This window comes from Caballeronia sp. LZ024, assembly GCF_031451455.1.
Classification (GTDB): Bacteria; Pseudomonadota; Gammaproteobacteria; order Burkholderiales; family Burkholderiaceae; genus Caballeronia; species Caballeronia telluris.
In genome coordinates this window covers 276,898-289,861 of the sequence record NZ_JARUXL010000001.1, presented here as the reverse complement: position 1 = coordinate 289,861, position 12,964 = coordinate 276,898, and the positions used below count along the sequence as shown (strand labels likewise).

Sequence of the window (12,964 nt, the reverse complement as noted above, 5' to 3'; positions counted from 1 at the left end):
TGCGCGCCGCCGTTGGAGACGCGCTGGGGAGCGTTACAGCGCGAAATTTTATGCAGGCGCACCCATGCGGAAATTGACCGCGGTCAACATAACGAATGCGTCTAAACGCCCCTGCCTACGGGCGTTTGTCTGAAAACGTTCTTAGAAACGTGACAAGCGTCGTCATCACGGTCATCAGGATGTCTGAATAAGACGGTCGCGCTCGATCGGATGACGGGACGAAGCGTCGATCGCATCCGCGCAGTTGAAAGCAGAAGAGGGGGTTTTGCCGCAGAATCGGCGATAAATGCGGTCGATCGGATTCGACCGGCAGTTTTGCGTGTCGGCGAACGTCGTCCGCGCGGACGACGCGCGTTCAGTCGAGCAGCAGTTTCAGATCGTGAACCCAGGGCTGGACGCCTTGTCCATCTCGGGCAAAAAGTCGCAGCTTGCCTTCGGGGTCGAAGACGTAGCTCGCGGCCGTGTGGTCCATCGTGTAGTCGCCAGGCGTCTTGCCCTGCGCCTTGGCGTAGTACACGCGGAAGTCCTTCGCGACCTTCGCGAGTTCCGCGTCGTTCGCGGGACGCAATCCAATGTACGACGCGTTGAACGCCGATACATACTGCCCGAGCAACTCGGGCGTGTCGCGCGCGGGATCGACGGTGACCATCAGCACCTGCACGCGCTTACCCTCGTCACCGAGTTGCTGCAGCGCCTGCGAAAGCTCGGCGAGCGTCGTCGGACAGACATCCGGGCAGTGCGTGTAGCCGAAGAAGAGGACGACGGCCTTGCCTTTGAAATCGGAGAGCGTGCGCGTCTTGCCCGACGTGTCGGGCAGCGAGAACGTGCTGCCGAACTGGGTATTGCCGGTGATGTCGAGATTCTTGAAGTCCGGCGCCTTGTTGCACGCCGCCAGGAGCGCGGCACCGGCCAGCGCGAGCGCGATACGCCCAAAGGTCCTGCGAGCCGGAACGGTCATGCGCCGATCACCGTGCGCACGTAGTGATCGACGAGCAGCGCGCCGAACAGCAGCGACAGATACACGATCGAATAGCGGAAGGTCTTGCGCGCGAGGGCGTCGGAATAGTCGCGATAAATCTTCCACGCGTAGCCGAGGAACACCGCGCCCAGCACGACCGCCGAGGCCAGATAGATCACCCCGCTCATGCCGGAGATGAACGGCATCATCGTGACGGCGAACAGGATCACCGTGTAGAGGAAGATGTGCAGCCGCGTGTACTGCTCGCCGTGCGTGTTCGGCAGCATCGGCAGGCCGGCGTTCTCATAGTCCTTGCGGCGATAGAGCGCGAGCGCCCAGAAATGCGGCGGCGTCCACACGAAGATGATCAGCACGAGAATCCACGCGTCGCCGGGCACCGCGCCCGTCACGGCCGCCCAGCCGAGCGCCGGCGGCATCGCACCCGACGCTCCGCCTATCACGATGTTCTGCGGCGTGTACGGTTTGAGCAGCAGCGTATAGATGACCGCGTAGCCGACGAACGTTGCGACCGTGAGCCACATCGTCAGCGGGTTGGTGAAGGTGTAGAGCGTCGCCATGCCGGCGCCGCCGAGTACCGCCGAGAAGAGCAGGATCTGCGCGGTCGTGATCTCGCCGCGCGCCGACGGACGCCACGACGTGCGCCGCATCATCGCATCGACTTTTTGCTCGACGAGACAGTTGATCGCGAACGCCGCGCCCGCTAGGAGCCAGATGCCGACCGTGCCGCCGATCAGCACGGTCCACGGCACCATGCCGGGCGTCGAGAGAAACATGCCGATGACCGCACAGAACACCGCCAGTTGCGTCACGCGCGGCTTGGTCAGCGCGAGATATTGCGCGAGGCGGCTACCGGAGGGAGAAGTGATTGTCGTGCTTTCCATGATTTGGATTCACGCTGAAACGACGTCGCGCGCGGGAAGCACGGCGCGGCCGGGACGGCTGGAAGAGATTCGAAAGTTTAGCATAACGAGCAGCAGCAGCAGGATGGCTGCACCGCCGTTGTGCGCCACGGCGACGGGCAACGGCCATTGCAGAACGATGTTCGACAGCCCCGTCAAAAACTGCGCGACGATCAGCAGCAAAACGCCGTTGGCAGGCGTGCGCAGCGATTCGAAACGACGCAGCCTGAACGCGAGCCACAGCGTGTAAAGCACCACGACGACGGCGAAAGTCCGGTGCGTCCAGTGGATCGCGACGAGCGCATCCTGCGAGATCACGTCGCCGTCACCGGTCATGCCGAGCGCGCGCCACAGGTGAAAACCGTGCTCGAAATTCATCGGCGGGACCCATTGGCCGTTGCACAGCGGGAAGTCTGTGCAGGCAAGCACCGCGTAATTGGTGCTGACCCAGCCGCCGAGCGCAATCTGCACGATCAGCAACGCCAGCCCCAAAAGCGCCGCCGGCATCCAGCGCGCGGCTTCGGGCTCGTGAACGGGAATCGGCGTCTGCCGCGCCGCGAGCCAGCCGAGCGCGCCGAGCAGCGCAAGCCCGAGCAGCAGATGCAGCGTGACGATCACCGGCTGAAGTTTCATCGTGATCGTCCACGCGCCGAACGCGCCCTGCACGCAGATGAGCAGCAGAATGCCCGTCGGCCACCACGGCGAGACGTGCAGCGGCCGGCGCTTGAAACGCGCCGTCCACGCGATCGCCACCTGCGCGATGATCAGCACGCCGATCGCCATCGCGAAATAGCGGTGCAGCATTTCGATCCACGCCTTGACCAGGCTGACGGGCCCGCTCGGCATCGCCTGATGGGCAGCGGCGATCTGCGCATGCGCGATGAACGGCGACGACGTCCCGTAGCAACCCGGCCAGTCGGGGCAGCCGAGGCCGGAATCGGTCAGACGCGTGAAACCGCCGAACATGATCAGATCGAGCGTGAGAAACGTCGTCAGCCAGACGAGCTTGCGAAATTTGTTGTCGTCGGCCTTGACCCAGACGTACGAGAGCGGCAAAAGCGCGATACAGAGGCCAATCAAGCCAAGTTGCAATACGAACATTCTTCTAAACCCTCAACCGATCCGTGACCACTTGAGAAGTTTCGCGAGATCGCCCTTGATCTTGGCGGGATCGGGATTTTTCGGGAAACGCTCCATCAGATTGCCGTTCGGATCGACGAGAAAGATGTGGTCGGTAAGCTGCGTGTCGTCAGAGATTGGCAGCCATTTCGAGATGGCGCCCTGATCTGCAACAAGCATTCGCGTATCCGGTTGCGGATAGGCGGTTTTGATCTTGTCGTCGACGGGTTTGTCGTCGGTCCGCAGCCAGACGTTCACGACGCGCTCGCGTTCGCCCGCCTGCAACACGCGAACCTGGCGCATGAAATAAAGCCGCGTCGCGCATGGCTCGTCGCAGGCGCTGCCGTTGACCGTCAGCATCAGCCATTTGCCGCGCAGCGCGGTCAGCGGCATCGGCTCGCCCTTTTCGTCGCGGACCATCAGGTCGCCGGGAATCGGGCGCTGCGGCTCGATCAGCGCGCCGTAGCTCGTGGTGCCGCCGGCCGGTTTGAACACGTAATACATCAGATACGACGCGATGACCGGCGCCGCGCAGACGAGCGCGAGCAGCAGGAGCATCCAGCGGCCCTTGTTCCACGAGCCTTTCGTGGCTTCGCGGTGCTCGGCGCGCGCCTTGTTGATGGCGGACGGCGAAGGACGGGGTGTTTGCATCGACAAAACGGGGCCTCTATTCGATTACGCAGCGCGCCGGTTCAAACAGCGCGCTGACTGGATTCAAGCTTAGGCGTGGCTGGCGTGATTGTCCGCTTCGTCGGCGGAGTCGCTCTTTTTCGCGGCGCGACGCGCGGCGTAGAGACCGAAACCGATCGCCGCCGCCGCCATGCCCCACCACTGCAACATATAGCCATAGTTGCGTTCGACGCCGAGCGTCGGTGCCGGCCAGTCGCGCACGAGTTTGTCGCCGGTGGTGTTCAGTTGCTGGATCACGAACGGCTGCAACGGCAGACCGGTCTCGCCGGCGTAGGCGGCGATGTCGAGATTCTGACGAACCTTCTGACGCGCCGCCGATCCGCCCCGCCCCAGTTCGAACGCCTGCGACGCATTCGAGCGCGCAATGCCTTCGATCTCGACCTCACCTTTCGGCGTCTCGTAAGGCTCGATGCCCGTGCGATCGGCGAGATTACGTGGCAACCAGCCGCGATTGACCAGGACGTAGCCGCCTGAGTCGAGTTTAAACGGCATCACGACATAAAAACCCGGCTGGTCGTTATAAGGCCGATTATCGAGATAAACGACCTGCTCCGGCAAAAATTTGCCTCGCGCCAGCACGCGATGAAACTCGATGTCCTTCAGCGGGATCGGCATCACGCCGACGCGCTGCGCGGGCGCGTGTTCGAACGCGACGATGCGCGCGTTGAGCGCTTCCTTCTGATGCGCGCGATCGCGCTGCCAGAATCCGAGCTTCACCGTCACCGCGACGACGATCAGGATCAAGAGCGCCGGCCAGAAGCGAATCTTCATATCCGCGATCCGTCCCGTGCAACGCGGCACGATCCCTGCGGTGCGATAATCGATTGATTCAACTTCTCATGCCAATCGCTGGCTGGTTTCATGCACATCATCGTTGCCATCGCATTCATCCTTATCATCGGCAGCCTCGGCTCGGCGCTGTACTTCATGATGACCGACCGGGGCAAAACCAAGCGGATGGTGTGGTCGCTTGCCATGCGCGTCGGGCTGTCCATTTCGCTGTTCCTTTTCATCCTGTTCGCGCACTGGATGGGCTGGATTCAGTCGACCGGCATTCCGCTCGGACGCTGAACCGCCGCGAAGGTTCGCCGGGGCACTGTTTTTAGCACGCTCCGGGCGCGGCCGCCGCGACATATCAGCGCATTCAATCCCGCTCAAAACTCCGGCAGTCGAAAAACAAAACGCCGCCCGGGAAGGTCGAGGGCGGCGCTCAAGCAGTGCGGTGCGACTGAACGTTGCGGACGGCGCGTCGCGCGCCGCCGTCCGTGCGGCGAAAACCGTTACAGCCAGTAGACGACGACGTACAGCCCCAGCCACACGACGTCGACGAAGTGCCAGTACCACGCGGCGCCTTCGAACGCGAAATGATGCTCCGCCGTGAAGTGCCCCCGGATCAGCCGCACCATGACGACCGCCAGCATCGTGCCGCCGAGGAACACGTGGAAACCGTGGAAGCCCGTCAGCAGGAAGAACGTCGAGCCGTACACGCCCGATGCGAGCGTCAGGTTCAGTTCGTTGTAAGCGTGGAAATACTCGTAGCCCTGGCAGAACAGGAAGATCAGACCGAGCAGCACCGTCGCGCCGAGCCAGATGATCGCCTTCCTGCGATGGTCTTCGCGCAGCGCATGGTGAGCGACCGTCAGGGTCGCGCCGGAACTCAGCAGCAGCGCGGTGTTGATGGTGGGCAGCGGCCACGGCGTCATCGAGCGGAAATGTCCGACCAGCGCCGCCGGCCCGTTATTCGGCCACACCGCCGTGAAATCCGGCCAGATCAGCTTGTAGTCGAGGCTCGCCAGCTCGTGCATCGCAATCGCGCGCGCGTAGAACAATGCGCCGAAAAACGCCGCGAAGAACATGACTTCGGAGAAGATGAACCAGCTCATGCTCCAGCGATACGACGTGTCGACGCGCTTGCCGTACATGCCGCCCTCGGATTCCGAGATGGCGTCGCCGAACCAGTGCCAGAGCACGAACAGCACGAAGAGCACGCCGAGCAGCGTCGTGAACGGCGCCCAGGTATGGCCGTTGACCCACGACGCCAGCGATCCGAGCGCCACCAGCAGACCGGTGGCCGCCATGATCGGATGCCGTGACGGGTGCGGCACGAAATAGTACGGGCTATCGTTTTGACCGCTCATTTTTGATTCTCCACTTCGATCCAGTTGCTTGTTTTCTTTCGACTCGGGGCGGCGCGTCCCATCATCCACACCACGCCGGCCCGGCCCCTCGCTTCCTTATCCGACTACCGCCCGCACGACCAGCAGCAGCACGACGATGAACAGCGCCGCGCCGATCACACCCGCTGCGATCAGATGCAACGGATTCAACTGGGCGGCGTCGCTTTCCAGGTCGGCCCTGCGGCGCACGCCGAAAAACGACCAGAACACCGCTTTCACGAGCCTCAGGAGGCTCGTCTTCTGTGCGGGCGTGCCCTGCTTGTCTGCTTCGACCATCGTTCGTTCCTTGCCTTGCTTGCCCGCGTTCACGTCCCGTTGCCGCTTTTCGCGACCGATTTAGGCGCCGTGAGCTCGAAGAACGTGTACGACAGCGTGATCGTCTTCACATCCTTCGGCAGCTTCGGATCGACGACGAACACCACCGGCATGCGCTTCGTCTCGTTGGCGGCGAGCGTCTGCTGCGTAAAGCAAAAGCATTCGATCTTCTTGAAGTACTCGGTGGCCTCTTTCGGGGCGTAGCTCGGAATGGCCTGCGCCTGAACCGTGCGCCCCTGCTCGTTGGTCACCTGATACATCACCGTCATCACTTCGCCGGGGTGCACGTCGAGGCTGTTCTGCTCCGGCTTGAACTGCAGCGGGCCGCGCGCGTTGGCGTCGAGTTCGATCGAAATCGTGCGGCTCGCGTCGACCTGCGTATTCTTCGCCTCGCGCGCGCCGACATCGCGCTGCACGAGGTTGTTGATGCCGGTAATCGAGCAGATCGCGCGATACATCGGCACCAGGGCAAAACCGAAACCGAACATCAGCCCCGCCACGACAACGAGCTTGACGAGCATCGAGCGGTTGAACGCGCGGTCTGTGCGTACTTCCTGCGAACTGGACACGTCGTTTCTCACCCTCTGGACAGCAGGAACTGATTGACGACGGCTGCCATAAAAAAGACGGCGACGATGGCGAGCAGGATCAAACCGAGCCGCTTGTTGCCCGCGCGAATCTGCTCGGGCGATCGTCTTTCCTGTGGATTCCGGGTCATGCTGCGAACGTCTTGTTCCATTAGGACCTGCCTGGCGAGACTCCGGCCGGAGCCTCGCCGCATTGCGTGCGTCTTATTCGACGGTCGGCGGATTTTCGAACGTATGGAACGGCGCCGGGCTCGGCACGGTCCATTCGAGGCCTTCCGCGCCATCCCACGGCTTGTCGCCGGCCTTCTCCAGTTCGCCGCCGCCGCGATATGCCGGCAGCGCGACCGCGAACAGGAAGTACACCTGCGCGAGACCGAAACCGAATGCGCCGATCGTCGCGACCTGGTTGAAGTCGGTGAACTGCGCCGGGTAGTCGGCATAGCGACGCGGCATGCCCGCGAGGCCGAGGAAGTGCATCGGGAAGAACGTGATGTTGAAGAAGATCATCGACGCCCAGAAGTGGATCTTGCCGCGCGTTTCGTTGTACATCCAGCCCGTCCACTTCGGCGCCCAGTAATACCAGCCGGAGAAGAGCGCGAAGAGCGACCCCGCCACCAGCACGTAGTGGAAGTGCGCGACCACGTAGTAGGTACCGTGCATCTGGATGTCGAGCGGCGCCATCGACAGGATCAGGCCCGTGAAGCCGCCCATCGTGAACACGAAGAGAAAGCCGATCGCGAAGATCATCGGCGTTTCGAACGTGAGCGAACCGCGCCACATCGTCGCGACCCAGTTGAACACCTTCACGCCCGTGGGCACGGCGATCAGCATCGTCGCGTACATGAAGAAGAGCTGGCCCGTCACCGGCATGCCGGTGGCGAACATGTGGTGCGCCCAGACCATGAACGACAGAATCGCGATCGAGGCCGTTGCGTACACCATCGAGCTATAGCCGAAGAGCGGCTTGCGCGAGAACGCCGGAATCACCTGCGACACGATCCCGAACGCCGGCAAGATCATGATGTACACCTCGGGGTGACCGAAGAACCAGAAGATGTGCTGGTACATCACCGGATCGCCGCCGCCCGCCGCGTTGAAGAACGACGTGCCGAAGTGGCGGTCGAACAGCACCATCGTGATCGCGCCCGCTAGAACCGGCATCACCGCGATCAGCAGATACGCCGTGATGAGCCACGTCCACGCGAACATCGGCATCTTCATGAGCGTCATGCCGGGCGCGCGCATGTTCAGGATCGTCACGACGATATTGATGCCGCCCATGATCGACGACGCGCCCATGATGTGGACCGCGAAAATCGCGAAGTCCATGCCCGGGCCCATCTGCGTGGAGAGCGGCGCGTAGAGCGTCCAGCCGGCGGCCGTCGCGCCGCCCGGCGCGAAGAACGAACCGACCAGCAGCACGGCCGCGACCGGCAGCAGCCAGAAGCTGAAGTTGTTCATCCGCGCGAACGCCATGTCGGACGCGCCGATCTGCAGCGGGATCATCCAGTTCGCGAAACCGACGAACGCCGGCATGATCGCACCGAACACCATGATGAGGCCGTGCATGGTGGTCAGCTGGTTGAAGAACTCGGGGCGCATGATCTGCAGGCCGGGCTCGAAAAGCTCGGCACGGATCATCAGCGCCATCACGCCCCCCGAGAGGAACATGATGAACGAGAACAGCAGGTACAGCGTACCGATGTCCTTGTGGTTGGTGGCGAACAGCCACCGGCGCCAGCCGTGAGGCGTTTCATGCGCATGATCGTGCGCGTGGTCGTGACCCGCGGCTACATCGTGTCCGATGCTAGACATGACAATCTCCTAAAGCGAATACTGCGGCACTTGGCGGGTGTCGCCCGCTCCGTTCTGGCGCGGGCGCGACACGTCAAGCAGCCGGACTGATCTCTACGCGACGGGCTTCCTTCGCATCCGTACCGCCCGTGATGGTTTCCGGCTTCTTCAAGACGATGCGATCCTCGGCGACGCCCGCTGCCTTCAGCGCGTCGCGCACGGCTTGCGCGCGATTCTTGGCGAGGTCGGCATTCTTACCGGCGGAACCGGTGGCGTCGGTGAAGCCCGACAGCGCCAGTTTCGCTTCAGGATGCGCCTTCGCGTAAGCCGCTGCGGCTTGCACGGCGGCGGCCGCGTCGGCCGGGAGCGTGCTCTTGCCAGTTTCGAAATAGACGCTCGCGGGCAGGCCTGCGGCCTGCGTCGCTTCCGCGGCCGGCGCTGCCGGCGCGCTCGCGCTTTCAGTAGCCGATGCGCCCGACGCTTCGGCTGCCGATGCTGCCGGTGCCGATGCCGCAGCATCCGCCGCGCCCGCTGCCGCCAGATGGTTGCCGCCTTCGGGCATCTTGCCGTTGCGCGCGTCCGCGACCTGCTTCGGCTGAAGGATGTCGGTGGTGTGATTGCCCCACGAATTGCGCTCGAACGTGACGACCGAGGCGATCTCGACGTCGTTAAGCGCCGTGCCCCACGGCGGCATCGCCGCCTTGCCGTGCAGCACGATGTTCACGTGCTCGGCGATCGGGCCGTTGGCGATCTTGCTGCCGTCGAGCGCCGGGAACGCGCCCGCGCCCTTGCCGTTCGGTTGGTGGCACACCGCGCAGTTCGATGCGTAGACCTTCTCGCCGCGCGCCTTGAGCTCGTCCATCGTGTAGGTTTTGTTCGGGTCGTCCGCGGCAGCGGCCAGCTTCTTCTTCTGGGTGTCGACCCACTTCGCGTAGTCGTCGTCCGACAGCACCTCGACGACGACCGGCATGTACGCATGTTCCTTGCCGCACAATTCGGTACAGAAGCCGCGGAACGTGCCGACTTTCTCCGCCTTGAACCACGTGTCGCGCACGAAGCCGGGAATCGCGTCCTGCTTCACGCCGAACGCCGGCACGTACCACGAGTGCACGACGTCGTTCGCGGTGGTGATGATGCGGATCTTCTTGTTGACCGGCACCACCAGCGGGTTGTCGACTTCCTGCAGATAAAGATTCGAGATCGGCGTCTGGCCGTTGGTCTCGCTGCGCGGCGTGGACAGTGTGGACAGGAAGTTGATGCCCTCGCCCGGCCCCTTCACGTAGTCGTATGCCCACTTCCACTGATAACCCGTGACCTTCACGGTGAGATCGGCGTTGGTCGTGTCCTTCATCGCGACGACGGCCTTCGTGGCCGGCAGCGCCATCAGCACGACGATGACGAACGGCGCGATCGTCCAGATGATTTCGACGGTAGTGCTTTCGTGGAAGTTGGCCGCCTTGTGGCCGCGCGACTTCCGGTGCACGAACATTGAATAGAACATCACGCCGAACACGCCGAGGAAGATCACCCCGCAGATGATCAGCATGAACGTATGGAGGCCAAAGAGCTCCTCGGCGATTTTCGTCGCGGGCTGCTGGAAGTTGAGCTCGTTGACACGAGGACCGCCAGGAGCGTCGGTGACCGCCAGGGCCGTGCCGGCTGCGAGCATTGCGCCTGCCGCCAGCACGCCCGAGAGGGCTCGCTTGATTGTTTTCATAGCATCCTTACCCAAAATTTCCATTCAAACCCTCGACCCCCGTGTGCATCCGTCGCGCGTTACGCGCTGCTTTTGCGCCCGCTTTTGCTTCCGTTGCGCTTTACGCGCAGCGGCGAATCCAGGCCTGCAATTCCGCGGCGAACTGCCGGCGACGATGCTGTGCAAGGTGTAGCCCGATGTGCACCGACTGCCCGCGCGATACGATCTTGAGCGGATCTCTCGGTGCCGCGCCCGTTTCGATCCGCACCCAGCGCGGATTGAATTCGAACTGCGTCAATTCTTCGGCATTCATCTGTTCGATCAACAACCGGTTCTGAAACAGCCGGATGCGTTCGTAGTCGACTGCGTGCCGCGCGTAGATCAGGAACGCGACGCCCACCACGAACAGTTCGATACCCGTGAACGGCAGCACCAGCCAGGCGCCATTCAATAACAGCAAGGTCGCGATAGCGAGCGAAAAGAGCGCGAGCGAGACAAAGAAGCCCACGAACTGGCGCGGCGACGCGGAGCAGTTACGCTTCATCAGCCACTCCTTGAGGACGGGCTCCGTGTCCGTCAGCAATGCGCTTCTTTCCATCGCCGCCTCCGTCGATCTGCTCGGATGTTGACCAAAATCATTGCCAGCCGGGCGACAAACTGACGCATTATAGGCGCGTTACGAAGCATCCACAAGCAAGGGGCAGAACAGCGCAAAGCCAAGCGCCACAAGCCTCTGCGCCCATTTGACGCAGCTTTTTACGCGCTTTTCGGACGCAAATCTCAGACATAACAGATGCCCTCTTTACCGCGTCAGCGATCCTTCTTCGGGCCTCGTCCGATATCTTCCAGACGCACGATGCCGTGCCCTTCCGCCGTCATGCGCGGCACCGCCTTCCACGCGTGACCATAGATCACTTCGAAGGTCAGAGGGATCGTGCCGTCCTCTCGCCGGATGGCCTCGAGTGCGGTGTGAACCGCGCTGCGCAAGGCTTCGGCATCGGTCGGGCGCTCGTTTGCCGCGCGCTCGAACGGGTAGGCGCCCCAGCGCCGCACATCGTTTAACAGCGATTCGGGCGAACGATACGTGATGGTCAGCACCTCCTGATCCATCACCGGAATCTCGAAGCCGCTTTCGACCAGCATGTCGCCGAGATCGTGCATGTCGACGAAATCGATCGTGTGCGGCTGCGGTGCGATGCCGAGCGACGCTTCCGCCTCGCGATACGCGCGGGTAAGCTCACGCAGCGTGTCGGGACCGAAGGTGCTGAACATCAGAAGGCCGTTGACCTTGAGCACGCGCTGCCATTCCGGGAACACGAGGTCGGGGCGCGAATGCCAGTGCAGCGCGAGGTTGGACCAGAGGAGTTCGAACGCGCCCGCCGCGAACGGCAGCGCCGAAAAGTCGGCCTGCGCGAGTTGCGGGCCGCGCGCGCCGAACGCCTTGCTGAGCGTGGCCGGAAGAAAGCGCCGCCAGCCCGCGTCGGCTTGCGCGTCGGCGCTTTCGGCGGCGTTTGCGCGCGCGAGCATCGCCGATGATATGTCGACGCCCAGCACCGACGCCTCCGGGAAACGCGCGCGCAGTCCCGGCAGATCGGCGCCCGCGCCGCAGGCGGCGTCGAGCGCGCGCGTCGGGGCGACCTTAATGTAGTCGAGCCGCTCGCGCATGCGCTGCGCGATCTCGCGCGTCAGGAACGCGACGTCGTCGAAAGTGCCGGCGCGGCGGTCGAAAATCTCGCGCAGACGGCGCGGATCATAGGCCGGTCGGCCAGATTTGGCGGGAGTTGGGGACATGACGGTCTGCTCGCGAAGAGTGCGAAGTATACTCGGTCGTCCTGGAATCGGCCTGCAAAGGCGGCGCCGCGAGGCCCGGATGGCGCGGTTTCGCCTGTTTTCGCGGGAGTCGTCAACATGATCATCGAAAAGCGCGCGATGTCGTCGGGCTGCGCCGCGCCCACGCACGTCATCGGGCGTGCGCGACGCGCCATCGCGTGGCTCGGCGACGTCGCGTTGCCCGGCCAATGCGCTTTGTGTGGCAATTTGTCGCAGAGCTTGCTGTGTCGAGGATGCGACGAATCCTATTGGAACGAAGCGCGTTTGAGATGCCGGACGTGCGCGTTGCCGTTGTCTGCGACTCGTCGAGAATTCGATGGCGCTGCATCTCACTGCGCGGCGTGTCTTGATTCGCCGCCGCACTTCGATGCCACGCTCGCACTCGCCGACTACCGCGCGCCGCTCGATACGCTCGCGCTCGACCTGAAGTTTCGCGCGCGATTCGGCACGGGCGAAGCGTTCGCGCGCCATTTGCACGCGTGTTTCGACGACAGCGGCTTGCCGGCGCCCGACGTGATCGCGCCGGTGCCACTGTCGGACCAACGTCTGATCGCACGCGGCTACAACCAGGCGTGGGCGATCGCGAAACCGCTCGCGCGGCGCCTCGCCGTGAGCGCCGACGCCCGGCTCGTGTGCCGCACGATCGAAACCGCGCCGCAGTCGAAGCTCGATCTCGACACGCGCCGCCGTAACGTCGAACGCGCGTTCGCCGTGAAAGGCGACGTGCGCGGACTGCACGTCGGCATCGTCGATGACGTGATGACCTCCGGCGCGACGCTCGATGCGCTCGCGCGCACGCTCAAGCGGTCGGGCGCACGCCGCGTGACCAATTTCGTCGCGTTGCGTACGCCGAAAGATTAACCCCGCACTTCTGCTCA

Annotated in this window: 15 protein-coding genes; 2 read left to right on the top strand and 13 right to left on the bottom strand. The window is 63.4% G+C overall.

The annotated features are described in order from the left end of the window. Positions 1 to 355 precede the first annotated feature (355 nt). From QCE48_RS01395 to QCE48_RS01375, 5 genes are all read right to left on the bottom strand, one after another. Positions 356 to 958: an SCO family protein gene (locus QCE48_RS01395; protein ID WP_309786523.1), complete on the bottom strand. Its 603-nt coding sequence runs from the start codon at positions 956 to 958 to the stop codon at positions 356 to 358. Further along, positions 955 to 1,860: a heme o synthase gene (gene cyoE / locus QCE48_RS01390; RefSeq protein ID WP_309786524.1), complete on the bottom strand. Its 906-nt coding sequence runs from the start codon at positions 1,858 to 1,860 to the stop codon at positions 955 to 957. Before cyoE ends, QCE48_RS01395 begins: the two co-directional genes overlap by 4 nt. A gap of 9 nt (positions 1,861 to 1,869) precedes the next feature. After that, positions 1,870 to 2,979: a COX15/CtaA family protein gene (locus tag QCE48_RS01385; protein WP_309786525.1), complete on the bottom strand. Its 1,110-nt coding sequence runs from the start codon at positions 2,977 to 2,979 to the stop codon at positions 1,870 to 1,872. A gap of 12 nt (positions 2,980 to 2,991) precedes the next feature. Next, entirely contained in the window at positions 2,992 to 3,648 is a 657-nt protein-coding gene (locus QCE48_RS01380) for a cytochrome C oxidase subunit I (protein WP_309786526.1), read from the bottom strand. A gap of 69 nt (positions 3,649 to 3,717) precedes the next feature. Then, positions 3,718 to 4,458, bottom strand: a complete 741-nt coding sequence (locus tag QCE48_RS01375) for an SURF1 family protein (protein WP_309786527.1) — start codon at positions 4,456 to 4,458, stop codon at positions 3,718 to 3,720. A gap of 90 nt (positions 4,459 to 4,548) precedes the next feature. Here QCE48_RS01375 and QCE48_RS01370 point away from each other — a divergent pair, with 90 nt between their 5' ends. Further along, positions 4,549 to 4,758, top strand: coding sequence for a twin transmembrane helix small protein (locus tag QCE48_RS01370; RefSeq protein ID WP_016344133.1), 210 nt, complete (start codon positions 4,549 to 4,551; stop codon positions 4,756 to 4,758). Between the two features lie 209 nt (positions 4,759 to 4,967). Here the strand turns inward: QCE48_RS01370 and QCE48_RS01365 are convergent, their stop codons facing one another. The 8 genes from QCE48_RS01365 to QCE48_RS01330 form a co-directional block, all read right to left on the bottom strand. Further along, positions 4,968 to 5,825, bottom strand: a complete 858-nt coding sequence (locus tag QCE48_RS01365; RefSeq protein WP_309786528.1) for a cytochrome c oxidase subunit 3 — start codon at positions 5,823 to 5,825, stop codon at positions 4,968 to 4,970. A 96-nt stretch (positions 5,826 to 5,921) separates the two neighbouring features. Beyond that, positions 5,922 to 6,140 carry a DUF2970 domain-containing protein gene (locus QCE48_RS01360; protein WP_309786529.1) on the bottom strand — a complete coding sequence of 73 codons (219 nt, stop codon included), beginning with the start codon at positions 6,138 to 6,140 and terminating at the stop codon, positions 5,922 to 5,924. A gap of 29 nt (positions 6,141 to 6,169) precedes the next feature. Continuing rightward, a complete protein-coding gene (locus QCE48_RS01355; protein WP_309786530.1) occupies positions 6,170 to 6,748 on the bottom strand; it encodes a cytochrome c oxidase assembly protein in 579 nt (192 codons plus the stop codon). 8 nt (positions 6,749 to 6,756) lie between these two features. Beyond that, a complete protein-coding gene (locus QCE48_RS01350; protein ID WP_087134882.1) occupies positions 6,757 to 6,897 on the bottom strand; it encodes a cytochrome oxidase small assembly protein in 141 nt (46 codons plus the stop codon). A 73-nt stretch (positions 6,898 to 6,970) separates the two neighbouring features. Beyond that, positions 6,971 to 8,581 (bottom strand): cytochrome c oxidase subunit I, encoded by a 1,611-nt coding sequence (gene ctaD, locus QCE48_RS01345; RefSeq protein ID WP_309786532.1) that lies wholly within the window; start codon positions 8,579 to 8,581, stop codon positions 6,971 to 6,973. A gap of 73 nt (positions 8,582 to 8,654) precedes the next feature. Continuing rightward, entirely contained in the window at positions 8,655 to 10,301 is a 1,647-nt protein-coding gene (gene coxB / locus QCE48_RS01340; protein ID WP_309786533.1) for a cytochrome c oxidase subunit II, read from the bottom strand. 76 nt (positions 10,302 to 10,377) lie between these two features. Continuing rightward, positions 10,378 to 10,854, bottom strand: a complete 477-nt coding sequence (locus QCE48_RS01335; RefSeq protein ID WP_309786534.1) for a DUF2244 domain-containing protein — start codon at positions 10,852 to 10,854, stop codon at positions 10,378 to 10,380. A gap of 212 nt (positions 10,855 to 11,066) precedes the next feature. After that, the gene (locus QCE48_RS01330; protein WP_309786535.1) at positions 11,067 to 12,047 is read right to left on the bottom strand and encodes a methyltransferase domain-containing protein; all 981 of its coding nucleotides are present in this window, start codon (positions 12,045 to 12,047) and stop codon (positions 11,067 to 11,069) included. A 138-nt stretch (positions 12,048 to 12,185) separates the two neighbouring features. Here QCE48_RS01330 and QCE48_RS01325 point away from each other — a divergent pair, with 138 nt between their 5' ends. Beyond that, on the top strand, positions 12,186 to 12,947 hold the full coding sequence (locus QCE48_RS01325) for a ComF family protein (RefSeq protein ID WP_309788304.1): 762 nt from the start codon (positions 12,186 to 12,188) through the stop codon (positions 12,945 to 12,947). The last annotated feature ends 17 nt before the right edge of the window (positions 12,948 to 12,964 follow it).